This is a genomic window from Thermalbibacter longus (genome assembly GCF_023806485.1).
In the GTDB taxonomy this organism is placed as follows: Bacteria; Chloroflexota; Chloroflexia; order Thermomicrobiales; family Thermomicrobiaceae; genus Thermalbibacter; species Thermalbibacter longus.
On sequence record NZ_JAMSLR010000004.1, the window covers coordinates 88399 to 114232 of the forward strand.

The 25834-nt window shown below is 63.8% G+C and carries 20 protein-coding genes; 4 read left to right on the forward strand and 16 right to left on the reverse strand.

Annotation, left to right across the window (positions count from 1 at the left end):
* The 5 genes from NET02_RS07175 to mreD all read right to left on the reverse strand — a co-directional run bounded on the left by NET02_RS07175 (window position 1) and on the right by mreD (window position 4720).
* Window positions 1–288, reverse strand: a complete 288-nt coding sequence (locus NET02_RS07175) for a cell division topological specificity factor MinE (RefSeq protein ID WP_284056702.1) — start codon at window positions 286–288, stop codon at window positions 1–3.
* A complete protein-coding gene (gene minD, locus NET02_RS07180; protein ID WP_284056703.1) occupies window positions 289–1146 on the reverse strand; it encodes a septum site-determining protein MinD in 858 nt (285 codons plus the stop codon).
* A gap of 49 nt (window positions 1147–1195) precedes the next feature.
* Window positions 1196–1924: a septum site-determining protein MinC gene (gene minC / locus NET02_RS07185; RefSeq protein WP_284056704.1), complete on the reverse strand. Its 729-nt coding sequence runs from the start codon at window positions 1922–1924 to the stop codon at window positions 1196–1198.
* 62 nt (window positions 1925–1986) lie between these two features.
* Complete coding sequence (mrdA, locus tag NET02_RS07190) at window positions 1987–4239, reverse strand: penicillin-binding protein 2 (protein WP_284056705.1); 2253 nt, start codon at window positions 4237–4239, stop codon at window positions 1987–1989.
* Window positions 4223–4720 carry a rod shape-determining protein MreD gene (gene mreD, locus NET02_RS07195; protein ID WP_284056706.1) on the reverse strand — a complete coding sequence of 166 codons (498 nt, stop codon included), beginning with the start codon at window positions 4718–4720 and terminating at the stop codon, window positions 4223–4225. The genes mrdA and mreD overlap by 17 nt, the downstream gene beginning before the upstream one ends.
* A 389-nt stretch (window positions 4721–5109) precedes the next feature.
* Here mreD and NET02_RS07200 point away from each other — a divergent pair, with 389 nt between their 5' ends.
* Genes NET02_RS07200 through NET02_RS07210 form a run of 3 tightly spaced genes read left to right on the forward strand, consistent with a single transcriptional unit; the run spans window position 5110 to window position 10427 of the window.
* Window positions 5110–6513: a glutamate synthase-related protein gene (locus NET02_RS07200; RefSeq protein ID WP_284056707.1), complete on the forward strand. Its 1404-nt coding sequence runs from the start codon at window positions 5110–5112 to the stop codon at window positions 6511–6513.
* Complete coding sequence (locus NET02_RS07205; protein WP_284056708.1) at window positions 6500–7840, forward strand: FMN-binding glutamate synthase family protein; 1341 nt, start codon at window positions 6500–6502, stop codon at window positions 7838–7840. Before NET02_RS07200 ends, NET02_RS07205 begins: the two co-directional genes overlap by 14 nt.
* Window positions 7809–10427, forward strand: a complete 2619-nt coding sequence (locus NET02_RS07210) for a GltB/FmdC/FwdC-like GXGXG domain-containing protein (protein WP_284056709.1) — start codon at window positions 7809–7811, stop codon at window positions 10425–10427. Before NET02_RS07205 ends, NET02_RS07210 begins: the two co-directional genes overlap by 32 nt.
* 26 nt (window positions 10428–10453) lie before the next feature.
* On the opposite strand, the gene NET02_RS16565 is transcribed toward NET02_RS07210, so the two are convergent.
* From NET02_RS16565 to NET02_RS07230, 5 genes are all read right to left on the reverse strand, one after another.
* Window positions 10454–11548, reverse strand: a complete 1095-nt coding sequence (locus NET02_RS16565; RefSeq protein WP_347711020.1) for a DNA methyltransferase — start codon at window positions 11546–11548, stop codon at window positions 10454–10456.
* A gap of 35 nt (window positions 11549–11583) precedes the next feature.
* A complete protein-coding gene (locus NET02_RS07215; RefSeq protein WP_284056710.1) occupies window positions 11584–13788 on the reverse strand; it encodes an ATP-binding protein in 2205 nt (734 codons plus the stop codon).
* 13 nt (window positions 13789–13801) lie between these two features.
* Window positions 13802–14944 (reverse strand): hypothetical protein, encoded by a 1143-nt coding sequence (locus NET02_RS07220; protein WP_284056711.1) that lies wholly within the window; start codon window positions 14942–14944, stop codon window positions 13802–13804.
* 394 nt (window positions 14945–15338) lie between these two features.
* A complete protein-coding gene (locus NET02_RS07225; protein ID WP_284056712.1) occupies window positions 15339–16586 on the reverse strand; it encodes a zinc-dependent alcohol dehydrogenase in 1248 nt (415 codons plus the stop codon).
* A gap of 71 nt (window positions 16587–16657) precedes the next feature.
* Window positions 16658–18286 carry an N-acyl-D-amino-acid deacylase family protein gene (locus NET02_RS07230; protein WP_284056713.1) on the reverse strand — a complete coding sequence of 543 codons (1629 nt, stop codon included), beginning with the start codon at window positions 18284–18286 and terminating at the stop codon, window positions 16658–16660.
* A 272-nt stretch (window positions 18287–18558) separates the two neighbouring features.
* Here NET02_RS07230 and NET02_RS07235 point away from each other — a divergent pair, with 272 nt between their 5' ends.
* On the forward strand, window positions 18559–19374 hold the full coding sequence (locus NET02_RS07235; protein WP_284056714.1) for an alpha/beta fold hydrolase: 816 nt from the start codon (window positions 18559–18561) through the stop codon (window positions 19372–19374).
* Window positions 19375–19500: 126 nt separating this feature from the next.
* Here NET02_RS07235 and NET02_RS07240 read toward each other — a convergent pair whose 3' ends face one another.
* The 6 genes from NET02_RS07240 to NET02_RS07265 all read right to left on the reverse strand — a co-directional run bounded on the left by NET02_RS07240 (window position 19501) and on the right by NET02_RS07265 (window position 25812).
* On the reverse strand, window positions 19501–20235 hold the full coding sequence (locus NET02_RS07240; protein WP_284056715.1) for a ribonuclease activity regulator RraA: 735 nt from the start codon (window positions 20233–20235) through the stop codon (window positions 19501–19503).
* A 48-nt stretch (window positions 20236–20283) separates the two neighbouring features.
* On the reverse strand, window positions 20284–21474 hold the full coding sequence (locus tag NET02_RS07245) for a mandelate racemase/muconate lactonizing enzyme family protein (protein WP_284056716.1): 1191 nt from the start codon (window positions 21472–21474) through the stop codon (window positions 20284–20286).
* A gap of 123 nt (window positions 21475–21597) precedes the next feature.
* Window positions 21598–22482, reverse strand: coding sequence for a carbohydrate ABC transporter permease (locus NET02_RS07250; RefSeq protein WP_284056717.1), 885 nt, complete (start codon window positions 22480–22482; stop codon window positions 21598–21600).
* Entirely contained in the window at window positions 22479–23426 is a 948-nt protein-coding gene (locus tag NET02_RS07255; RefSeq protein ID WP_284056718.1) for a carbohydrate ABC transporter permease, read from the reverse strand. The genes NET02_RS07250 and NET02_RS07255 overlap by 4 nt, the downstream gene beginning before the upstream one ends.
* A 17-nt stretch (window positions 23427–23443) precedes the next feature.
* Window positions 23444–25030 (reverse strand): extracellular solute-binding protein, encoded by a 1587-nt coding sequence (locus NET02_RS07260; RefSeq protein WP_284056719.1) that lies wholly within the window; start codon window positions 25028–25030, stop codon window positions 23444–23446.
* On the reverse strand, window positions 25030–25812 hold the full coding sequence (locus NET02_RS07265) for an IclR family transcriptional regulator (RefSeq protein WP_284056720.1): 783 nt from the start codon (window positions 25810–25812) through the stop codon (window positions 25030–25032). Before NET02_RS07265 ends, NET02_RS07260 begins: the two co-directional genes overlap by 1 nt.
* Between the last annotated feature and the right edge of the window lie 22 nt (window positions 25813–25834).

A 25834-nucleotide genomic window follows, 5' to 3' on the forward strand; every position in this document is an offset into this window, starting at 1 on the left:
CTATCTCCGCGCCCTGGCACCGGTGCCGCCGCGCCGCACCGGCACGTTGGCGACGAGCCGGTCGCCGCGCTCGGTGCGCAAGATGTTGATTTCCAGGCGATCGACGTCCACGTCCAGGTGGCGTGAGAGGATCCGGCAGATATCGTCCCTGATCGCCTCCATCACATCGGGCGTCAGTTTCACGTGGTCGTAAACCAGTACTTCTACCAGGCGCTGCTTGGCGACCTGCGCGCTCCCCTGCGGACGGTACGCGTTCCGGCGCCCGAACAAGCTATCGAGAATCCCCATTTACCCTGCTCCTCCCCCACGCACTGCCTGCCCCTGCCGGCTCCCTCCGAAACCGAGCGCACGGAGCAGACGCCGCAACGCGCCATCCGGCGCCTCCAGCACCATGAGCGGGACATCCTCGCCCAGCAGCCGGGCCGCGATATCGCGGAACGCCTGCCCGGCGCGCGAGAGAGGATCCAGCGCCACCGGCTCACCGCGGTTCGTCGCGGTGATGATGGTCTCGTCGTCCGGCACGAGGCCGATCAACGGGATGGAGAGGATCTCGGTAACGTCTTCGACCGACATCATGTCGCCGCGCCGGACGAGCTCCGGATCGATCCGGTTGACGATCAGCCGGGGTACCGGGAGTTCTGCCGCCTCGACCAGCCCGACGATCCGATCAGCGTCGCGCACCGACGACACCTCTGGATTGGTGACCACGATCACCTCGTCGGCGCCGGCGATGGCGTTACGGAACCCCTGCTCGATCCCGGCCGGCGAATCGATCAGGATGAAGTCGAACTGCCGGCGTAGCTCCTCGCAGAGCGCGCGCATCTGCTGGGGAGAGACCGCCTCCTTGTCGCGCGTCTGCGCGGCGGGGATCAGGTACAGGTTGTTCAGGCGCTTGTCCCGGATCATCGCCTGGCGCAGGCGGCACCGCCCCTCCACCACGTCCACGATGTCGTAGACGATGCGGTTCTCCAGGCCCAGGACGATGTCCAGGTTGCGCAGGCCGATGTCGGCGTCGAGCAGCACGACCGACCGCCCGCGGGCCGCTAAGGCTGCTCCGAGGTTGGCAGTGGTCGTGGTCTTGCCGACTCCGCCCTTGCCTGAGGTGATGGTGATGACTCGCCCGTTGACCTCCTGTTGTTGCTCCACCGTATCCCTCCCTTGGCCAGTGCTTCCCTCCACTAGCTTTTCCATCCCATCAGTGTCTCCGATCTGTCCGCCACGGCTCCACGACGATGGAGCCGTCGAGTACTCGTGCCAGGGCTGGCTGTTCCAAGAGCGCTCGCCCGGAGTCGGGCGCCCGGGCAACCAGCGAGCCGATGCGAAGCTGCGTCGGCATCAGCCGCAACGCCGCGATCATTGCATCATGATTCCCATGCATGCCGGCGTGAACCGTCCCGCGCAGCACGCCCCACACCAGGACGTCGCCGGCAGCGTAGACCTCGGCGCCGGGGTTGACGTCTCCGACGATCACGAGGTCGCCATCGCTCGAGATCGACATGCCGGAGCGGAGCGTCCGCCGGACATAGAGCGCGAGATGCTCCCCCTCGGCCGGAACGCCTCCGGGTGACGGTAGCGGCCGAACCGGCGAAGGTCCGTCCTCGCGATCCACCAGGCGGAGCGGATGAAACCCCCAGGAGCGCAGTAGCTCCCGATGCTCCGGCACGCTCGAGGTTACCGCCCGCAGCCGCACGCCGCGGTCGCTCAACAGATGCTGCAGCGCCACAATCTCTTCGAGATTCGGCTCCCGCCCGCCGTAGTCGACGATCAACTCGCCGTCGCGGAAGAAATCCCGCGCGCCGTCGATGCTGCTGCGCACCTGGCTCAGCAGCATCGGGAGCGGTACGCCCGCCGGGAGTTGGAGCACGAGCCCATCCTGCGTTCCTCGTACCCGAACCTGACCGACCTCGCGGCGCTTCTCGACCATGCCATCTACCCCTTGCCTTCTTCGACCGACCTGTGAGGTCGCCTGGGGCCGAGCCTGGTCGCCTATCCCGAGCGGCCGAAGTAGGTCGCCAGGATCGCGTCGGCGACTGGCACGGCGAAGGTCGATCCTTCGCCTCCGTCACGGATCAAGACCAGTACCAGCACCTCCGGCGCATCGAACGGAGCAAACGCCGCAAACCAGGCGTGCTTCTTCTCGTACCGCCCATCGACGGCCTGGCCATACTCCGCTGTCCCAGTCTTGCCGGCAATCGGGATAGCGTCCCCCGTGCGGATGAACTTTCCCTTCGCCGTCCCGTCCGTGACCACCCGGCGCATCGCTCGGCGCACCAGCTCGATGTGCTGCGGCTCGATGCCGAGCTGCCGGACGCGCTCAGGGGCGAACTCGCGTATCACGCTCCCAGATGAGTCGCGCAGCGCCCGCACTAGCCGCGGCCGGTAGTAGGATCCGCTATTCGCGATGGCGGCCAATGCGCAGGCGAGCTGCAGTGGCGTGCACGCCAGATGCCCCTGGCCGATTGAGACGTTTATAGTATCACCGACCGACCAGTACTCTCGCAACGTCTGGAACAGCCACAGTGGGTTCGGAACCACGCCGGCTGCCTCGCCGGCCAGCTCGATGCCGGTCGGCTGTCCAAAGCCGAATTCCTGGCGCAGATAGCGCTCGATGCGCTCGATGCCCAGCCCGGCGAAGTAGTGCGGCGTGGGGTCTCCTGGGAGATAGTAATGCAGCGGCTCGTCGTCGCCCTCCGGGACTTGACCGGGCGCCCCCACATTGTAGAAGAAGACGTTGCATGAGTGGGTGATCGCGTCCTCGACGGTCACCGGCCCGTGCCCGCTGGCCAGCCAGCAGACGTAGATGTTGCCTCCCTGCTCGTCGAAGACGGTCGGCACGCGGATCTGTCCGCGGCAGAGGAACGTCGTCCCGCTGTCGATGACTCCCTCTTGCAGGCCAGCGCAGGAAAGGATGGGCTTGATCGTCGATCCAGGAGGGAACGTGCCGCTGATCGCGAAGTTCACCAGCGGGGTGAATGGGTCGTTCAAGTAGGCCTCGTATTCAGCCTGGGTGATCCCCTCGGCGAAGCGCTGGTTATCGTAAGTCGGCAAACTCACTAGCGCCAGCAGCTCACCGTTGCGCGGATCAAGCACGATGGCGACGCCGGAGCCGACCGGCTCACGGCCTTCCTGGAGTGCTGCCCGGTTCGCCTGGTCGATCCCCTCGCGCAGCGCCTGCGTCACCGCGCGTTGCAGCTCGGCATCGATCGTCAGCTCGACTGTGTAGCCGGGTCGCGGCTCTCGCCGCCGGTGGCGCAGCTCCGCGATCTCGACGCCGCGCGCGTCGGTCTGGATCCAGCGTCCGCCGCGCTGGCCGCGCAGCATGTCTTCCATCGCCTGCTCGACCCCGCCACGCCCGACGTAGTCATCGGGCAAGTACGGGTTACGCGGGTCATACCCACCGGCCTCCTCGAACTCCTCCTCGGAGATCGGGCCGACGTAACCGAGGATGTGCGCGAATTCAGGGCCAGCGGGATACTGGCGCACCAGCGTGTCGTCGCTTACACGCACCCCTTGCAAGTACAGCTCGTTGGCCGCCAGCGCCAGTGCCAGATCATGAGGGACGTCCTGCTTCAACACTACTGGCTCGGCCGAACCGGCGTGCAGTTGTAGCAAGTAGTCGTAGCGGTTGAGCACGTGGACTCCTGGCAGCCGCTTGGCTAGCTCGCGTAGCCGGCTGGCCTCCTCCGGGCTGAGACGTTCCCGAATGAGAGCGAGCGGCCCCTCACCAGGGTCGAACACGGTGGCGACGAGGCTTGCGGGCTCCGCGCCCAGCGCCGCGGCCAGCTCGTCCAGGACCTCGCGCTCCGCCCCTCGCGGCAGTGCCGAGCGGCGGACCACCAGCACATCGTCCAGCCCGAGTGCCTCGATGAGCTGCGCGCGGATGGCTGCGCGGCGCGTCTCATCGTCGGGCAACTGCCCGGGGATCACCGCGACCGACCAGCTCCGCCGGTTCTGTGCCAGGACGGCTCCATGTCGGTCGACGATCAAACCGCGTGGGGCGCGGAGCGGCTCGAAGCGGATGATGTTTCCCTCGGCCTGGACCTGGTACTGCTGGGTGTCACGAACCTGCATTTGCCAGAGCTTGCCGATGACGGCACCGAACCCGCCGAGCATCAGCCCGCGGAGCAGAAAGGCGCGGCGCGTCAGGCGTCGCTCACCGCTCTCCTGAGGATCCTCGATCCGGCCCCGCCGTCGCTCGTGCGGCGGAGCGAGTTCCATTCGCTTACCGCGACGGCGCACGGCGCATCCCCGACCTCTCCAGCGCGACGATCGCACCGTAGACCAGCGGTACGACCGCGACGTTCAGCAGTGCAGTCAGCCCGGCCACGCGTAACACCACGTCGATCGGCGGTCTGGTACCGAGTGCCCACTGCAGGGCTACCGCGACGAGGTGGCTAGCGAGCGTGGCCAGTATGACCAGCCCCATTGGGCTGACCAGATCGCTCCGAAACAGCCGGCGGCGTGCCAGGCCACCGATAACTGCCACCAGCAGTAGCCCCAGTCCGTGCGAGCCGAGTGGCTCCAGCGTCAGGAAATCGAGAGCGAACCCGGCGAGGGCGGCCCAGATCATGCCGGCGGCGACGCCGCCCAGGCTGCTGGAGACCAGCACCAGCCCGAGTACCAGATCTGGGCCAACCTCGAGGGGATTTGCTTTTGGCAAGAGGGTAACCTGCACGGTGGCTGTTCCCACCAGCAGGAGGGCGAAGAGGAGGCGCTTCACTGCCGGTCACGGTCCCCCACCAACCACTGCACCTCGGTCGACTATCGTATCACATCACCGGCGAGTCCCTTTCGATCGGATGCCGAGAGCGCTCGTCTCCCCTTCTCTGCTCGTTTCTGGGCCATCCGGTGACCTCGCCGTGCATTGACGAGGACGATCGCTCCTCCGTATCCTTATGTCATCGGATTGTCGTGACAGCCAGCGCGAGGACGCGCATCGAGACGCGAGGGAGCGGCAAGCGGCCAGCACTGAAGCGGTACAGGGCGGTGCCCGCCTGAGGCGAGACGCTCTTCCGGCTCACCGAGCCCCGCGATCCAGGCGGGTGACTCTGACCAGCATCGTCGATTCGTGCGCGCACCCATCGTACGCCAACCGTCCGGGGGTCAGCAGTGGTCGCCGATAGACAGCCTCGCTACCGCCGCTACCGTATTGAGATTCGCCCGGCGCCGGATCTGGTGCGCCTCCCTCCTCGCTTCCGGGTCGAGGTCAAGAAGCATCGATTAATCAGTCTCGTCCTCAAGGAGCTCATCCACTACCGGGCGAACCTGCCAGTGGTGTTGAGCCGTCCGTGCGTCTACGGGGTGTTCTCCCGGCCGATCGGCGGTCTCGCTCCCAAGGAGGAGCTCTGCGTCGGGTGCCTGCGCTGCACCGTCCAGTATCCAGAGGTCGTCCAGATCTACCCGAATCCGGAGCGGGAGCGGCTCGGGGACTCCTACCTCGGGCCCGCATGTGTCGACACGCTGCTCTACGAGGCCCGCACCGGCCACGTTCCTGTACGCGGAGCCGGCTACCGAGGGCCCTTCGGCGGAGCCGGCTGGGATGGCATGTGGACGGACATGTCGGAGATCGTCAGGCCCACTCGGGATGGCATCCATGGCCGGGAGTTCATCTCGACGGCAGTGGACATCGGCGAGAAGCCGGCGCTGCTCGCGTTCGACGAGCAGGGTCAGCCGGTCGGGACTCTGCCGAAGGTCATCACCCTTCAGGTGCCGTTCCTGTTCGATCGTCCGCCGCCGAGTGCCCGGTCGCGCCGCCTCCTGGAGATCCTGACACGGGCCGCGCGAGAGATCGACACTCTGGCGATGGTGCCAATCGATCTGGCCATCCGGTTCGAGCTGGCTGGGCCATCCGTCGTCCCCGTCGTGGGGGAGGAGACCTGGCGCTGGCTCGGACAGTTGAACTGGCTGCCCCGCATGATCGCGCTCGAGGGCTGGGATCGGGAGCGCGTCGCCGAGCTGCGGCGCCGCCTTCCCGAGAGCATCCACTGCGCCCGCGTGCCGATGGAGAGCGATGTTCTGGAGCTGCTGCGGCAGGGTGCCAGGGTCGTGCACCTGACGGCGGACTACCACGGCCGTCGCAACGGTCGATTCGTTATGGACTTGATCCGGCAAGCACACCAGCGACTGGTGGATGCCGGCGTGCGCGAGGAGGTCACGCTGATCGGGAGCGGTGGGATCGTGATGGCCGAGCATGTGCCGAAGGCGATCATCTGCGGCCTCGATGCCGTCGCGCTCGACACGGCGCTCTGGGTGGCGCTGCAGGCCCGCTTCGCCGGTGAGTGCCGGGATCCGGAGACCGCGCTCGTCTCCTTCCCGCGGCTCGAGCCGGCTTGGGGCGTCCAGCGGCTCAAGAACCTGGCCGCCTCCTGGCGAGACCAGTTGCTCGAGGTGCTCGGCGCGATGGGACTGCGCGAGGTGCGGCGCCTGCGCGGTGAACTGGGTCGCTGCATGTGGCAGGCCGAGCTGGAGCGCGAGGCCTTCGCGGAGGTGGCTGGCTACTGTGCTGACGCGTAGGGCGTCCGAGCAGTCGATTATCCGTAAGCATGAGGAGGCCCTACACCAGGGCTATCAGCGCTGGCCCACGCTCGACTTCGGGCTGCCGCCGGCAATGGGCGACGATCGCTGGCCCGCCGAGTTGATCCTGGCCACTTGGTTCCAAGCTGAGACTGGTCGCCCACCGGCGAATGGCCTGGAGTACCGGGTCGGCCGGTCAGGGGGTGGGTTCGACGCGCTCGACTTCCGCTTCTTGCCGCCTGAGCAGCAGCTTGCGGCGAGCGAGCCGGTTGATACGGTCATCCCGCTGAATCGCCGACCGGGCGACCGGGCCATCGAGATTCCGATCCCCTGGTACGGTGGCGGGATGTCCTTCGGCTCGGTCAGCGAGCAGATCATGCTCGCTCGAGCCAAGGCGGCGAGGGAGTGGCGCACCTTTACCTCGACCGGCGAGGGCGGCTATCCGGAGTCGCTCGTTCCCTACCGCGACCACGTGATCACCCAGATCGCGACCGGGATGTTCGGCGTGCGCGAGGAGACGATCCAGTGGGCGCCGATCGTGGAGTTCAAGTACGCGCAGGGGGCGAAACCCGGCTTGGGGGGACATCTCCTGGGTGATAAGGCCACTGTCGCGGTCGCCAGGATGCGGGAGAGCGTGCCCTGGGTCAGCCTCTTCTCGCCTTTCCCGTTCCACAGCGTCTATTCAGTTGAAGATCACAAGAAGCACATCGATTGGGTGCGGACGATCAACCCCGACGCGCTGGTCTCGGTCAAAGTGTCGACGCCGACCGATATCGACATGGTGGCCGTCGGGAGCTACTACGCCGGGGCCCACATCATCCACATCGATGGGGGCTATGGCGGCACCGGGGCGGCGCCGGAGATCGCCAAGAAGAACATCGCCATGCCGATCGAACTCGCGCTGCCGCGAGTCCATCGCTTCCTCGCGCAGGAGGGGATCCGCGACGAAGTGGTCATCATGGCCAGTGGCGGTATCCGCACGGCCAACGACATCGCCAAGGCGATCGCGCTGGGCGCCGACGGCTGCGTGCTCGGCACGACCGAGCTGGTGGCGCTCGGCTGCACGCGCTGCGGGAACTGCGAGCGCGGGCGCGGCTGCCCCTTCGGCTTGACCACGACCGACCCAGAGCTGTCGCAGCTCGTCGACCCCGACTGGGGCGCCGAGCGGCTCAGCCGGCTCTACGCCTCCTTCCAGGCGCAGCTCCGTGACATCCTTCGGCGTCTCGGGCTACGCAGCGTGCGCGAGCTCCGAGGCCGCGCCGACCTGCTGGTCTATCGCAAGCCGGGAGATCCCGATGAGCAGGCAGACTCCATCGGATCAGGTTAGGCTGGCTGAGTGCCTGCTCGCCTCGCGCCGGCCGCTCGTCGCCGGGCAGAAGGTGCCACTGCGCAAGGCTGAAGCCGAGGGGGGCTGCGGCGTCATCGGCATCGCCTCGAGCCAGCCGCTGGCCGGGAAGCATCTCCTGCAGGCACTCATCCAGATGCGCAACCGCGGTAACGGCAAGGGTGGCGGGATCGCTGCCGCCGGGCTCGATCCAGCCTTCTTCGGGGTCTCGCCTCGTCTGCTGCAGAATGACTACCTGCTGGCCGTCGCTTACCTCGACCGCTCGGTTCGCCCCGAGGTGGAAGCTGGGTTCATCGAGCCGGTCTTCATCGTCGATCACGTCCACCGGCTCCGCGCGTTGCCGGATTTCCACACCTTACCCGGCTTGGAGGTTCCCCCGCCGGAGGTGGTCTGCTACTTCGCCCGTGTTCGCCCCGAGGTTCGCGCGGCCTTCATGCGCGCGCACGGCATCCCGGAGCGGCACGCCGAGGCGGCGGAGGACGAGATCGTCTACCAGAACACGTACCGGCTCAATCGCGCCTGGTATGCCGCGAGCGGCGAGAAGCGCGCATTCGTCCTCTCACACGGGAAGAACCTGCTGATCCTCAAGCTGGTCGGCCACGGCGACGACGTGGTGCGCTACTACCGGCTGGAGGAGCTGCACGCCCACGTCTGGATCGGGCACCACCGCTACCCGACCAAAGGGAAGGTCTGGCACCCGGGCGGCGCGCACCCGTTCCTCGGGATGCACGACGCGCTCGTCCACAACGGGGACTTCGCCAACTACGCGTCCATCTGCGCCTACCTCGCCCAGCGCAACATCTATCCCCTGTTCTTAACCGACACGGAAGTGGCCGTGCTGGTCTTCGACCTTCTCCACCGGACTTACGGGTATCCGCTGGAGTACCTGATCGAGGCGATGGCCCCCACGACCGAGCGCGACTTCACCCTGTTGCCACCAGAGAAGCAGCGCGTCTACGGGATGCTCCAGACCGTCCACATACACGGCTCGCCCGACGGCCCCTGGTTCTTCCTGATCGCCCAGTCGGTCCCAGCGAGCCGGGCCTGCCGGTTGATCGGGATCACCGACACCTCGATGCTGCGGCCGCAGGTCTTCGCCCTCCAGCAGGGAGAACGCTCGATCGGCTTTGCCGCCTCGGAGAAGCAGGCGATCGATGCCGCGCTGGAGAGCATCGCGCAGGACGACCCGCGTGTCTGGCCCAGGGCCGACCTGTACTGGAACGCCCGCGGCGGCAGCCACACGGATGGCGGCGCGTTCATCTTCACCGTGCAGTTCGACGGGAGCACCGGCGCAACGCCCACCTGCACCGACAAGTTCGGACGCCGCATCGCCCCGGACCCGCGCAAGCGGCCGCTCAGCGGTTGGCCGAGCGCGCCGGCCGTCGTCCAGAATGGCGCTCCGCCCGGCATCGACTTGGACGTGTCCCCCGAGGAGCTGTTCGCTCAACTGCGGGAGCGGCTGCCCGCCTGGGACTACGGCGAGGTCGCTGGGCTTCTGGCGTCGCTGGAGCGCCTCGCTGCCGGGAACGACGAGGACCGCGCGCGGGCCATCGCAGCCCTGACGCTGCTCGTCGACCGCCGCTACCCGACCGGAGCCATGAAGCGAAGCTGCGTCCTGGCGCTGGCCGATCGGAGACTGGCCGTCATAGTCGATCAGATCCGGCGCCGGCCGACGCCGGGGTATGCCTGGATGGGCTGGGAGAGCCCGCTGCCGTCGCCATTCGATGAGCGCACCATCCTGGTGATCGATGCCCGCGGCTTTCCCTCGGAGGGGGAACACTCGCTGGCACGCGCCCTCGTGGCTGCCTACGAGCGCAGCTTCCGCAGCATCATCGTGGCGAACGTCCGTGGCCAGCGCTTCCTCGGCTGCGGGCTAGGGCCGAACTCGCACGGCGTACGGGTCGACGTCTACGGTTCCTCCGGTGATTACCTCGCCTCCGGACTGGACGGTGCCGAGATCGTGGTGCATGGCAGCGCCCAAGACCAGCTCGCCCAGATCATGAAGGACGGCACATTGATCGTCTACGGCGATGTCGGCCAGACGTTCGGCTACGCCGCCAAGGGTGGTCGCGCCTTCATCCTCGGGAATGCTGCCGGGCGGCCGCTGATCAATGCGGTCGGCCGGCCGCGCGTCGTGATCAACGGCACCTGCCTGGACTATCTCGCCGAGTCGTTCATGGCCGGCGATCCGCTGGAGGGCGGTGGCTTCGCGATCCTCAACGGGGTGGCCTTCGACGAGGACGGCCGGCTGCACGAGCTCGACACGCCGTATCCCGGTGGCAACCTCTTCTCCCTGGCCTCTGGCGGAGCGATCTACGTGCGTGACCCGCGGGGCCTCCTCGACGAGAGCCAGCTCAACGGCGGCGAGTTCGCTGCGCTGACGGCGGAGGACTGGGCGTTGATCCGGCCTTACCTCGAGGAGAACGAGCGTCTCTTTGATATCCCGGTGGACTTCCTGCTCAGCGTGGACGGGCGCCGGCTGCGGCCAGAGCAGGTCTACCGCAAGATCCGGCCCGCCGGCCACGAGGCGCTCATGCCAGAAGAAGCCTGGATCAAGCGCATGGCGTGATGGAATTCCTGGGTGAGGCTGAGGTTTTATAGCCTCAGCCTCACCCACACGTCATGCTCCTCGAGTGGATCGCGTGTCGTCGTAAAGTGCATCGCCTGGCGCTTTCCGCGAGCCGCTGAGCCCGCGGACCGGATCGCTTCGATTTCCCATCCCGTATTCACCAACGATCGCTCTAGGAGGTGTAGCGGGTCGACACGGCGGTCGTGAATACGACCGAAGCGAATGATCATCCGCGCATTTGTGTCAGCCACACTGGCTACAAGACTCCAGACACCGCGCAAATCGCGGGCGAACGTCTCCGCGCTGCTGTGGGAGATTTGGCCGTTCTGGCTGTAGTCGGGCCATGCTGGACCCCCGAGGAACCAGAGCCGGAGCCACTGGTCTGGGCGATAGGTTCGCATACCGTAGTACGGTGGAGAAGTCACGATCCACTTGAAGCGGATACCGGAGAGCTGCGCGAAAGTGGCTGGATTACGGCTGTCGGCTTCGATAATCCATCCCCGCGCTGGCGGCAGAGCGGAGGCGTAATAACGCTGCGCCCGAGTCGCTACGATGTCGACCAGGTCGACCCTCTCGGGCTGAAGGTCACGAGCACGCCAGAAACGCACGGCGTAGGCTGGTTTTGGTGCGTATGTACGTGGGGCCTGGTTAGACAGATAGGTTGGCCGGCATTTCGCTCGTGGACCGTGGAGCGCGCCCAAGATCACGGCTCGTAAGGCTTGGCGCTCCGGGGTCGTGCAATTGCGCAACAGTTCCTCGCGTAACCGACATAGCTCGAAGAGCACATCTGGATGGAACGCGAGTTCCCAGAAGTTCCCTTCAGGAACCGAATCCGGTGGTGGTGCGCTCTCGAGAATTGCGAGCAGCTCGTCGACGATTGCCTGTGGAGAGACATCCAGCAGCTTGGCCTGGGCTATCGCTGCAGCGACGGGATGGCTATCGATCCCTACGGCCGGAAGCCCGCACAGACGAGCGGCGAAGACAGTCGTTCCGCGCCCACAAAAGGGATCCAGAACCCATTCACCTGGGGAAGCATAGGAGCGGAGGATGCTGAGAGGGAATTCCAGCGGGAACATGGTGAAATACGGACAGATTGCGTTGAGTCTGCTACATGTAGGCATTGCCGATCTGTCATTCGAAACAGCTACCCAAAGAGTCACGTTGTCTCTCCTCTTGGTCCGCACCTGATCCAGGTACGATTGCCGTCTCTGGTGGTGTGCCAGCCCCCCGCGCGTTCTGGGCCATAGAGTCGGTTAAGGACAGTAGGCACCAGCTTATAAGCGAGTTCGTCACGATCGAGAATATCTTTTGGAAGCGAATCTCGGATCACCGCCTGGAGTCGTCCCCACGGCATACCCCGTGACTCGAGTTCCTTCCTGATATCCTCATTGTCCCGCACCGCTTTCACCGCGAGAAGTTCGTATACATGCATCGGATCGAGCTCGGTAACCGGTTCGTCTATCGACTCCGTCGAGGTGGCTGCTACTTCCGAGCCGGGATTCTGGCTGGTAGAAGCGATAGTTTCGACGCGAGTAGTCTCGACACCTGTATGACCGGCGTACCCGTCTCCATTGCTCGAGATCACGCCTGCCTGGTGTGCAGCTCGCAAGATGCGTTCCTCGGCCTCCCGCCGAAGTTTCATCGCATAGGTATCGGCAGCAGCTTCGCAGTACTCGGGATCGCGCAACGGTGTCAGCTTTTCGAAGGAGAGTGCGCGTATCGGTACCGGATAACTTCGATGCCCTGAAACCGACGACCAGAAAACTCCCTGCCCTACGATGGGCTCGTTGAGCAGAGCGCTCAGTAAGTCCTCGCTGAAATGGGCATTGGCAGCGTTGAGTGCTGCCAGATCGGCACGTGACAGAAGGTGGAAAATGAACCAGTTATCGCCCTGGCTCAAAATCTCCTTCGGAATGCTGCCTGGCTGCTGGGTCACCATCAGCGCACCTAGGTCGTACTTTCTTCCCTCCTTGACCCACGTGATATAGGGTTCGGTGCCTGACTTTCGCTCATCGAGAACGGCCTGTGCTTCCTCCACCACGGCAATAACTGGAATCGTCTCTGGATTCGCTGCTGTAAAGTGCTCTTGGTTGTGGTCGAAGATATATCGAAGGATCAATCCAGACAGAATGAGTGCCTGGCCACCGCTCATCTGCGAGACGTCCACGACGCAAAGCTTTCCCGCCTTCAGCGCGTGCAGCAACAGCTCCATCAACTGGCTGTGCGGGTCGTGGATCATGTTCACGATGGTTGCCATGTTAGATCGTGCCGCAAGCGCTTCGGCTTCTTGGCTACTCTCGAGGCCCAGAAGTTCCTGTATTCTTCCTAACTCTGCCTGGTATCCGTGATCGTGGATCAAATTGACCAGTTCCCGCCAGTTGTGGTCGTTGAGCGCTGCAAGCTTGCGAACGTTCTGCTGCTCCTGGCGATCTGCTGGGAGCGCGATTCGAATTACGTCACGCGGCCTGAGTGTGCGAATGTCGAGTTTAGTGCTGCCCGCGACGAAGGACCCGTAGAACGCACTGGGCGCCCGGCGAGAAGTGAAGACTACAAGCTTGTCTTCAAGCCAGGGCACGTCGCACAGCCCTGGACGTCCCTTGTCATCGGGCCAAAAGTATTCGCCATCTGGATCGAAGATGATTGTGCCTACAGGAACTTGACGTCCACCTCGCTTGAGTACTGTCGGCGTATTTCTGTATAATTCGCTAAAGAGCAGTTTTATCAAGTTCGACTTTCCGAACCCGGCGCGCGCGAAAACAAATGAGCGTCGCGAAACGAGATTCTCGACCGGAAATCTGATCTGAACCTCCGGCGACTTGACCTGCATCCAGGCTTGCGGTTGGAGAAGTTCGCTGCCTTCGGCATAGATGTACTCACCGAGTGCGAGATGACCGATCACTGCTCCTGGATCGTTATGCCCTGCGATCTCCTGTAAGACGGGGGGAGAGGCGAAAGCGACCGGGCTGCCGAGATGCGGTAGGCGGCGATGTGATGGCACGAACAGGAGCTCTTCATCCCGGGCGCGCAGTACTCCGAGCACTCGAATGTTCACGCGGTACTTTAGGTAGTCCTGTCGCAAATCCTCCGGTACGGGGCGTCTCTCGCGAAGTGCTCGCAACGTAAACTCTTCTCCTGCGCCTTGGGCAAGTTTGCCCGCTGGCTCGAAGGCTGTGATTCGTCCGAGCACTGCCTCCTCGGGAGTCTCGAGTTGAACCAGAACAAACTGACCATGCATCGGCACGCTCTGGAACTCGCTCCGATACGGCAAGACGAGATCTGCATGGAACTCCATGCCGCCCTCGCGAAAGCCGATGAAGACACCGACAATTTGGTCGTCCGGGAAGAGCTTGAAGGTCGGCATCTCTACACCCCCCTCAGTAGCGCCTGGTCGCCGGGTCGACTGTCTGTAGACGGAAGATGTCCAGGACGGGCGCTTCACACTCGAGGGCTTGTCGAATCCCCTCGAAAACTTCATCCTGCAGGATGTCGAGATCAAAGTCCACGAGTGCCGCGTTCTCATGGGCGCGCTGGAGACAGCGCGGGTAATAGGGTATAGGAAAGCCCTCGATTGCGTCTGCTAAAAGGCAACCAAGGATCGTTTGTGCTTCACTGCGCTGTTGGCTGAAGATATCGACCGGCCAGATAGGATCTCGTGGTCCGGGACCAAACTTGACTAGAAACATATTTCCAGCCACGTACTTATTAATCTCTCCTGTGACATCGCGATCATCACCCCTGGCATATTCTGTCCAAACATATGCCTTCTCTTCAATCTCCCGAGGTACTTCGACGTAAGCTGGATAGGGGCAGGTTAGTACACCCTCGAGGGCCATCGCAAGGCGATAACGATCGAGAACCTTGCTGTGCTTGGCTAATCCCACCAGGTAAATTCGACGGTGATGCCGCCTAAATTGTTCTTGAATGCCTTCCCATAAACCTTGACGCACGCGAGCAAAGAGATCACGACTGAAAATCTTGCTTCGGAGCAGCCCATCGAACACGATAAGCGTATCGGTGGCGAAGTGGTATTCGCGTACCAACGTGAAGAGAATTGCCCATTCGACAAGCTCGCGGTAAACCTGGATCCAGACGCGTGAGACCGGATGACCATCCGAAGTCGAGCGTGGGATCATGGGGCTCAGCTCATAGAGCTCACTCTGACCGAGATAATGCATGAGTCGGCCGAGAGCCGTTACCGGAGCACCGTTCTCGTCGAATTGTCGCCGGGCAAGGGCTCTTACATCAGTTGTCGGTGTGACAACCTCCAGGCAGTACTCGTTATTGCTCGAGTCGACTACGCGCACAAGTTGCACCAGGAAGGGATCGAACCGGAGGTGTATATTGCCTCCGTCTGTAGCCACGAGGGAAACAGCGGTCGTTGACCGGGGTTGAATACGGCGCATCTGATTTACAAGCGGCCGAATTTCGTCGCGAAGGCTGTCGAGCAGTGCGCGATCACTCGCCATGCGCTCGATGATCTCCTGCCGGAGCCGTTGTCGACTTTCCGAGTCGATCATGGCGGACCCTTCTGGTTGAAACGAAAGCGGTGCTGGCCCAATAATACTCTAGCTTTCGCCGGGACGATAATTCCTGCCGACTCTTCTTTCATCGTGCTACAAGGGAACTGGGCGGCCTTGCCAGAACCGGTCAGCGACAATACGTTATGCTGGCTGAGGATTCGGGTTACCTTCCCGCACGGGAACTGACCGCTGCTATGGTGAATTTTTCCTCCAGCGCACCGCTCAGACACTAGGCCGATGCGTCGGGACGCGCCGAACAGTCGCTGATCCGCACCCGGAAAACCTGGAGATAACCGCCAACTGCCGGGGTACTAGCCGGACTCGCCAGTCATCAGGCTCTGCCTGCATAGATTCACGCAGCGCCTCGCCGAGAAGACATCACTCGTCGCCGTTACGACGTGACGTGAACGGCTGGCTCGAAGGCGAAGACGGCCTTGATCACCCCCGAGGAGCCCTTGCTGGTCACGGTCTCCAATGCCTGCCGGTAGTCGGCTAGCGCGAACCGGTGGGTCACCAGCGGCTTCAGATCGACCACCTTCTGTGCCATCAGGCGAACGGCTAGCCGCACTGCGTCGACCTGCTCACCACAGAACTCCTCGACCGCGTAGGCCACAGCCCCTCGGATCTCGACCTCGTGCAGCCATACCGGTGTCCAGTCCACCCCGCTCGGCGTGCTGGCCAGCCCGACCAGCACCACCCGGCCGCCGGCCCGCGCCAGCCGCAGCGCGTCGTCGATCGTGCGGCCGCTGCCCACGCAGTCGAACACGATGTCGGCGCCGCCCTGCACCAGTGGCCGGCCGATCACCGGCTTGAGCACCTCGGCACCGGTAAGCTGGGCTACCTGCCGGTAGAGTTCGGCCCCGCGGCGGGCGCGCAGCACCACATCGGCCCCGAACCGAGCCGCAGCCTCGGCCTGGAACGGATAGCGGGCGGTGACGATCACCCGCGCCTTCGACCCGGTCGCCCGGATCGCCGCCACGGTCAGCAGGCCGATCACCCCGGCGCCGATCACCAGCACCGTCTGTTCGTCGCCCGGCCGGTTGCGCAGGACGGCGTGCAGTGCCACCCCGAACGGCTCGGCCAGTACCGCCTCTTCGTCCGAGAGCGTGGCCGGCACCGGGATCACCTGCGAGCGGTGGGCGACGAAGCTCGGGCTCCAGCTCCCACCGGTGTCGCGGCAGAAGCCGATCATGGTGCCGGCGGAGACCGTCCCCTGGTGGAACCGCAGGCACAGGTTCGGCTCGCCGCGCGCGCAGTTCGGGCACAGGTCGCGGAAGCCGCGGGTGACGCAGCCGAGCAGCGGGTTGACGACCACGCGCTGGCCGACCTCGATCCCATCGACGGCGTTGCCCACCTCAGCGATGATGCCCACGTTCTCGTGCCCGAGGGTGAACGGGAACGAGGTGACCGCCGAAGCGGCCGTGCTGGCGTGGAGCAGGATGGTGCCCAGGTCGCTGCCACAGATGCCACCGTAGCGTGTAGCGATCCGCACCCATTCCGGCGTCGGCAGCCTCGGCTCGGGCACGTCGCGGAGCTGGAGGCAGGCGAGGTCGCTCCAGTAGATCGAGCGGGCGACTCTTCCGAGCGCTTTCGTCAGCGCATAGCGCGGAACGCTCTGGATGAACTGAAGCGCCTGCACTGCGTGTCCTCCCTCCGTTCAGCCAGTAACCCGCGGCGATGGGGAGTGCCCTCGGGCCGCGGAAGCGGTCGCTAGCGTCGCCCCGGGCCGTCGACGATCCGGCCGGGCATGGCCCCGGTGTGCTGGCCGCCAGCGATCACCTGCACTCCATTGACGAAGACGTGCTCGATCCCGACCGAGAGCTCATGCGGGTCGGTGAAGGTGGAGCGGTCAGCCACCGTCGTTGGATCGAAGACGACGACGTCGGCGAAGTAGCCGGGCCGGAGCAACCCGCGGTCTCGCAGTCCCAGGCGGTCGGCGACCGCCGAGCTCATCTTCCGCACGGCATCCTCGAGCGTGAGGACACGCTCTTCCCGCACGTACTTGCCGAGTACGCGGGTGTATGTGCCGTACGCTCGGGGGTGAACCGGCCCGCGCTCGGCGGCCCAGGCAGGATCGACTCCTCCAGCGTCCGTCGAGACCTTGATCCACGGTTGCCGGAGCTGCAGGCGCAGGTTGTCTTCGCTCATCACGAAGTAGATCGTGAAGATGTTTCGCCCCTCGGTCAGTAACAGGTCGAACACGGTGTCGAGCCAGTGCTGGCCACGTAGCTCGGCGATCTCGGAGAGCCGCTTTCCCACGTACGACTTCAGCTCCGGGTGTTCCATCCCGACCGGCATGACCCCTTCCGGGCCGGCCTCTGAAGCCAGCGCCTCCCAGTCGCCCGAGGGGTTCAGGACTTCCTGGCGGATCCGCTCGCGCATGGCTGGGTCGCGCAGGTTATCGAAGAACTTGCCGTCGGCCGCGACCCACGGTGGGAGAACCGAGGCCAGCCCCGTGCCGGCTGCGGTGTACGGGTACATGTCGGCGGTGACGTCCAGGCCACTGGCCCGAGCTGCGTCGATACGCTCGATGGCTTCAGGCATCTTTCCCCAGTTGCTCATGCCAGCGGCCTTCAGGTGGTAGATCTCGACGGGCAGCTCGGCCTCGCGCCCGATGCGGAAGGTCTCCTCTAGCGCCTCGAAGAGGCGATCAGCCTCGGAGCGCATATGGGTGATGTAGACACCCCCATAACGAGCGACCACGCGACAGACCTCGATGATCTCCTCGGTCGTCGCGAACGCGTCGGGCGGGTAGATCAGCGCATAGCTGACCCCGAAGGCCCCGTCTTCCATCGCCTCGGCCATTACCCGGCGCATCGTGTCCAGCTCCTCGGGCGTCGCCGGGCCCATCGCCATGCCCTTGGCGTACTGCCGGAGCGTCCCCCCGGCCAGGAAGGAGCCGATATTGGGCGAGACGCCACGCTCGACCATCGCCTCGAGCCAGTCTCGGAAGCGACGCCAGCCGCGTGCTCGCTCCTCCCACTCGGGCATCCGATCGGCGAAGAAGGCGCCCGCCATCGGCGAGTCGATCAGGCCGCCGAACGGTGCTGGCGTCCAGCCCTCGCCCATGATCTCAGTGGTGACACCCTGCGTGATCTTGGAGAGGCATCTGCCGTCGAGCATCAAGGGAATGATGGAGTGGCTCTGGATGTCGATGAAGCCGGGGCACACGACGCGCCCGCTGGCGTCAACGATCGTGCCGGCGTACTCCGTCGAGATCCGCCCCGGTGGGGACACGGCGACGATCCGGTCGCCCTCGATCGCCACATCGCCGTAAAACCAAGGATTTCCAGTCCCGTCGACGACCCGGCCGCCTCGGATCAGCACATCGATCGCCATGCCCCGCTCCCTTCCGGCTCGTGCCTCACGCCTAGCCACTCCACTCCCCGCATCATACCGAAATCCCGCCGGTGGCTTGATACGCGGAACGCGGCCAGCCGTCGATCCCAGCCGAATCGCGCTGCCGGCAGTCTGGGCTGGGCATACCGCTGCACTGGTGACACCGGCCGAGATCGCGCGCGACCGCGCCTTTGCCCGCGGTACGATAGACGCCCGGCGGCTCGACTCTCGGGTCGTCTCGTCGCGTGGCGGGGTACTGGAAGGAGCGTACCGTGCCCTACGTCGAGGTCGACGGCATCCGGTTGTTCTACGAGCGGACTGGGGAAGGGGTACCCCTGATCCTCCACGCTCACCATCACACCGCGTGGATGGTCTACCAGGTTCCCTATTTCTCGCAGTTCTACGAGGTCATCGTCTTCGACCGGCGGGGCACCGGGCGCTCCGACGACCCGCCCGGGCCCTGGACGGCGGCCGATCTGGCGGCCGATATCCGCCGGCTGATGGACGGGCTGGGGATCGACCGCGCGATCGTCGGTGGCAACTCGCTCGGCGGTGTGGTCACGGCGCAGTTCGGGCTGGACTACCCCGAGCGAGCGTTCGCATTGGTCATCGGACACACTGTGCCGTACCTTTGGCCGCTCGCGCGGGAGTGGCTGGAGGAGCAGATCGACCTCGCGCTGCGGGGCGAGCCCGCCGTCGTCTACCAACCTCGCTCCTTCGCCTGGGAGGAGCAAGGCCCGCCGACGATCCGGCCGGGGTTCCCTGAGACGGCCGAGGGGCGGTTCTGGGCGACGCTCGACCGGGCGCTGGGCCGAAGTCCAGAGGGGCGGGTGAAGTCGCTGCAGGTACTGGCTGGGTGGGATCTGCGTCATCGCTTCCCGGAATTGCGCCGGCTCTCGCTACCGACCCTCGTGATCGTCGGGGCGAACGAGCCACAGAAGACGATCGAGCTCGCGTACGAGTGGCACCTCCAGTACGCGAACAGCGAATTCGTGATTCTGCCGGAGACGCACCATGCGGCCGCCATCGAGAATCCGGTGGGCTGGAACCGTGCGGTGCACGGGTTCCTCCAGCGACACGGCTTCTAGACGCCATACCCGCCGGGCCGACGGGTAGGGTGAACCCTTGTAGAGGGTCTCGTGGTGCCGTGGTGGCGAGCAACACCGGCTCCAGGATCGTGAAACGGCGCTCCGGCCGGTGCGTGACCGCCTTCGTCAGGCGCCACGCGTCTTTCGCCACTCCTCGTACTCGAGGCGTGCCTCCTCGGTGAGCGGGTAGTACTTCCGGAGGTCACCCCCGGCAGCGAGCATCTGGCGGGAGAACTCCTCCCACTCCGCATGTGCGGTGGCCTCCTCGACCACTTTCGGGGCGAGCGCGACCGGAACCACGACCGCGCCGTCGTCATCGGCGATGATGATGTCCCCAGGCATCACCAGCCGGTCGCCGCAGGCGATCGGCACATTGACCGCGAACGGGACGATATCGGTCTGGGTGTGGAAGTTCGGGGTGACCCCGCGCAACCAGAGACCGAGGCCGAGTTCCTTGACCTTCGGATAGTCGCGGATGCAGCCGTCGATGACGACGCCGATGCCGCCCTTGGCCTTGAAATACGTGAGCATCATCTCGCCGAAGACGCCACTGCCCAGGTGGCCGCGCGCATCGACGACCACCACGTCGCCTGGCTGGGCACGGTAGAGGACGTGCCGATGGAGCTGGCGCTCTGGATCGGAGTACTCTTCCAAGCCGTACATGTCCTCACGCTTGGGCATGAACTGGAGCGTGAGCGCTGGCCCGACGACTTTTGCCCCTGGTGACCAGCAGGTAAGGCCGCGCAGGTGCGAATCGCGGATCCCGAGCCGGTTCAACACGCCTGTCGCTGTCGCGCTGCTAATCTGCTGAAGCGCTGCGATCAGAGCTGGATCTGGGCGTTCGATGTCACGGACGTCCATCGTACCTGTCTCCTCGTTTACTCGCGCCGCCAGCGGAGACACACGGGCTCAGTCGAAGAAGTCCCGATCTTCCTCCGAAAGATATGCGCGTGCCGCCTCGACGTTGAAATCGACACCGAGACCGGGACGATCCCAGACCTCGATAAAGCCGTCACGAACAATCGGAGAAGGCAACCCGGTGACGATATCGTACCACCATTCGGGACGAGCCACTGGATACTCGAACGCGATGAAATTGTCCGGTAGAGTAGCCGCTACCTGAACCAGCGCCGCAAGCCCGATGAGACCGTCGAAGATGCCGTGTGGCGCGAAGAGGATGCCGTGGAGGTCAGCGTACTCGGCAATCCACTTCAGTTCAGCGATTCCACCGACATCGGCGGGATCCGGCCCCAGGACGCGCACCGCCCGCTTTTCAACGAGATCGACGAAGTTCTGCCGGAGATAGATCTGTTCTCCGGTGTGGGTGGGTGTCGTCGTGCGCGTGGTGACCTCACGGTAGAGGTCTGCCAGCACGTAGGGGGTATAGTCGCCGGTGATCAAGTCCTCTAGCCACAGAATGCCTAGCGGTTCGACCGCTTGGGCGAAGCGGATCGCGTCCGGCACCGTCCATCCTGGCCCGCAGTCGAGAGCCAGCCCCACTTCATCGCCCAGGACTTCTTTCATCGCTTCCACGCAAGCGACCAGGTGCTTAAGCCCGCGCTCTGTCAACGGTCCTCGATTTGGGTACCGCGTGCCTGTGCGAAATTCGCCGTACATCGCATCCGGGAGATGGCCGAGCATCGGGCCGTGATAGCCGATTGCCTGCTTGATAATCGTGAAACCCTCAGGGGCGGCCTTCATCTTGGCCATGTTTTCAGCGAAATCTTGCGGCTCATAGCCGTTGAAGGGGAAGCGGACTCCGCCGTTGTAGACGCGTACGCGGTCTCGCACCTTGCCGCCGAGGAGCTTATAAACGGGCAGACCAGCGGCCTTGCCTGCGATATCCCACAAGGCCATCTCGATGGCGCTGACAGCGCTCCCCCAGGGCTTGAATGCCCCGAGCCGCCGAATCTTGAGCATGACGCGCTCGACATCGGTCGGATCCTCTCCGAGGATGAAATCCTTATAGAAGAGCACCTGGGGCTTCAGGTACGGCTTCGTGGTTTCGATCTGGCCGTAACCGGAAATACCCTCGTCCGTAACGATGCGAACGACGGGACTCTGTCCGATAACTGCACACTTGAGATCGATAATCTTCATGTATCCCTCCAGATCACAGTCCCCGCAGCGACTCGCTACGCCAGGCGAATCATCCGCTCGGTGAGCTCTCGGTGACCCAACATCAGGGGGCTAGGGCCTATGGGCTGGTTGCTCCGTCCGATCTCATGTCTTGAGTGCGCCTTCGGTAAGCGCACGGACGAAGTAGCGCTGGAGAACCATGAAGAGGACGACGACCGGGATGCTCATCACGAAAGACGATGCCATCAACCCGGGCCAGTCGGTCACGAACTCGCTGAAATAACTTTGGAGGCCGACGGGCAGGGTCATCAGCTCGTCGCTGTTCAAGAACGTAAGGGCATAGAGGTACTCGTTCCAGGCCTGAATGAAGACATAGATCGCCGCCGCTACGATCCCCGGCACCGAGAGCGGCATGACGACACGCACAAAGGCAAAGAATCGCGTCGCCCCATCGACGAGCGCAGCCTCTTCGAGCTCGGTCGGGATATTGTCGTAGTAACCCTTGAGAAGCCAGATGGCCAGGGGCAGGCCAAAGGTCATGTAGGTGATGATCAGGGACGCGTGCCGGTCGACCAGGCCGAAGGTGCGCATCAAGATGAACAGCGGGATAAGGAAGACTACAGCAGGAAACATGTTACGCACGAGGATCGTCATGAACAGCAGCCGACGTCCCGGGAATCGGAACCGCGAGAATGCATAGGCCGCCGGAACCGCCACGGCCGTGCCGAGTACTGTCGTCGCGGTTGAGACGATAAAGCTGTTCAGGAGATAGCGTAGGAACCACCGACCGCCTTCCCCGCGAGGATCGAGCAGCTTCGCGTAGTTCTCAAACGTCGGCACTTCCGGAATCCAGCGTGGTGGCTGCTGCATCGCAGCGACCTGCGACTTGAACGATGTGGAGATCATCCATGCCATGGGAAGTAGCACGAAGAGAAGCAGGAGACCGATAGTCAGCGCGGCCAGGACGAGATGGGGTTGTATCCACGGTCGAGGCCGTCCGCCAGGTCGAGTCGACACGGAAGCGCTCATCGTACCGTATCCTCCTTGGTGAGCGCGCGCACGTAGAGGTAAGCGAAAACGAGCACGATTGCAAACACGATCGTGGAATATGCCGAGGCCAGGCCGAACTGGAGCGATCGGAACGCTATCGTGTAGATGTCGATACTCCAGATCTGCGAAGCGCGCGCTGGGCCTCCGCCGGTCATGAGCCACGGGATGGTGAAGTGCTCGAGATTGCTGATGAGGAGCAGGATGAACGTGACGAAGAGCACGTTGCGCAGATACGGGACGGTCACGTGCCAGAAGCGCCTCACCGCAGTTGCACCATCGATTGCAGCCGCTTCGAGCAACTCCCGCGGCACGGTCTGCAACCCCGCCAGGGTCATCACCATCACGAAGGGGAACGTTTTCCACACGTTCACCACAATGAGTGCTGGAATGACAAGCGTCGGAGAGTCCAGAAAGAGAATCGGTCGGCTGATCAGTCCAAGCTGCATTAAGAAGCCGTTAACCAACCCGAAGTCCGCGTGGTAGAGCCACCGCCAGACATACGCCGCCGTGACCGTGCTGATGACCCATGGGATGAGTAGGAGCCCTCGCAAGATCCCCTGTCCCGGCAGACCTTGATTAAGGGCGAGCGCTGCCGGGATCCCCAGCGCGAAGGCGAGGATCGTCGACGGCAGCGCCCAGTAGACCGTGTTGAGAGTCACGTCGAAAAATTCGGCGCTGGTAAGGATGGTGCGGTAATTGCCCAGGCCAGTCCAAAAGCGACCAGGTAAGGAGGGAGGCGTCTCGTAGAAGCTCAGAACCAATGTGTAAACAATCGGGTAGCCGACAACGAAAACCAGTACCGCGAGCGCGGGCAGGATGTATGCATAGTCGGCGGCTACTTCACTGGCCCGAGAACGCCCTTTCGTCGCCCCGCGTCTGCCCGGAAGCGCTCGTACGGCTGGACCTCGTCCTGCGTGGTCCATCGGTACTCCCCCGCATGTCAAGACGGGCGCTGCTTCATCAAGGCTTGGATCTTCTCCGCCGCGTCGTTCGCTGCCTCCTTGACGTTCATCTTGCCCGTAAGCGCGTTGTGGATCATATCCGGGATGATGATGTTCATGATCTGGGTAGATTCGGGGACTACCGGGAACGGTACCCCGTACTTGAGCATCGCCGTCGTAACCTCGAGGAACCGTACTTGCTCGAGTCGCTGTTGCATCCAGGACGTGCGAAACGCTTGCAGGGTGCCAGGGTTCGAAGAAGCCCACACCGCTTTAATTGACCATTCAGGGCTGCATCGGAAGGCGATGAACGCGCGAGCTGCCGTGCGGTCAACTTTGCCTCCACGGACGAAGCGCTCGTTGAAGATGTGGATGTTCGAGCCGCCGAGCACGACTGCACGGCGAACTGGACCCTCAGGGAGCAACGCGTATCCGATGTTGTCGAGGAGTTGCATCGCCCGTTCTTTGTCGGCGCCAGTCGCCTTGTTCGCGCGATCGACCATGACCGCGAACTCGGAGGGATGCCCGATATACATTCCAAGCTGGCCGGCGAAAAAGAGATCCGTATTCTCCGCGTTCGTATTTGTCAAGGCGCTTGCGGGCACGGACTGGTCGCGAACGAAGAGATTATAGTAAACTTCGAGCGCGGCGATACTTCCCTCGTTATTAATGAGTGTCGACTGGTAGGTCGGAGATTCCTCTGCCTCGTCGAATGCCCCGCCCCCGTACGCCCACACGATAGGCATAAATCTGAACGGAGTGTTGCCATGGTTCTGGCGCGCGACCAGGCCGTAGCCATACTTGCCGGTCGCGTCCTTAATCTGCTTTGAATAGGTGACCAGATCTTCCCAGGTCTTGGGGGGTTGTTCAGGATCTAGCCCAGCCTCTCGGAAGAGTTGCTTGTTCCAGATGAGCGCCATGCTCTCGTTGTTGGTGGGCAGACCGTACAGCTTGCCCTGCCAGCGGCAGGACTTGAGCGCGCCGGGCCAGAAGTCACTCTCCTTGAAACCGAACTCTTCTGGCGATATTTCGGCGAGCTGACCCTTAGCAGCGAACTCGACACCCCACAGGATCGGCATGGTTGCAACCATCGGGGCTGCGTTTCCGGTGGCAGCCGTGCGGATCTTATCCAGCATGTCAGCGTAGGTCAGTCTCTGCACGTCCGTGGAGATGCCAGGATAGGTGGACTCCCAGGCATCCCAAAACTGCTTGTCGAAGTCTTTCGAAATCTGAGGATCGGTCTCAGCTGGGCCAATGTACCAGTAGCTGAGGTTACCCGTAGTCTCGAGCGGCACCACTGAGGATACGAATGCCTTTGTGTCGGTCTCGCCGATCGTTCCGGCGATCTCCCTGACGTAATCGGGTGACCATTGGGACAGGTCGATCTCCACCGCCTCAGTGGTCGTGGGAGTGCTGGCCTGGGCTTGTGAGGGCGCGGTTGACTGACCAGAAGGCTGAGGCGTGGGTGTCGGCTGAGCTGTTGGGGTCGGCGTTGCCGCTGGTTCGCCGCCACAGGCAGCGAGGAGCACGGAACCAGTCGCTGCTCCAGCCAACACCAGGAACTGCCGTCGGCTGATGCGTCCCATTAAGCACCTCCTCCGAATCCGAGTTGAGCCGCGATCTGCGTCGCGGCCTCCTTCACTGCCGGCGCCACGTCTTGAACCCGATCATCAGTCAATCTGGTCTCGGGCCCAGAGACGCTGATCGCAGCGATGGGGTACTGGGACGCGTTCAGGATGGGCGCTGCGATACAGCGGATCCCTTCCTCGTTCTCCACGTTGTCTAGTGCGTACCCGCGTGCGCGGATATCTTCGAGTTCGGCAAGCAGCCGCGCGGGGTCGAGAATCGTGTTTCGTGCTCGTTTGATCAGGGTGATTCGCGACAGCACGTCGTCACGCTGTATGGTCGGCAGGAAGGCCAACAGCGCCTTGCCTAGAGCTGTGCAGTAGACGGGATTTCGGGTGCCAACGACGGAATAGAGGCGTGCCGATTTCGGAGTCTCGTACTTGTCGAGATAAAGAACTTCGGTTCCGTCGAGCATTCCCAGGTAGACGGTCTCCCCAACTGCTTGCGCGAGTGTCGAGAGAATAGGGCGGGCAACTGTGGGAAGGCTCGTGTAATCGAGCAAACCACGTGCCAGGCGCAATACCTTCGAGCCTAGCCGGTAGCGCCCATCCGCTGTCGTCGTCAGGTACCCGCGCCCAGCCAGGGTTGTCACTAATCGGTGCGCTGTCGGGCGCGTAAGACCGCACTGTTCTGCTATCTGGCTTACCGAGAGTGGACGGTGCTCCGTCGCAAAGCAGTCAAGAATGTCCAGTGCTTTCAGTACAGTGGACGAGATTTGCCGTCTGCCGTTCTGACGAACCATGATGGGCAGTATCCTTTTGTGA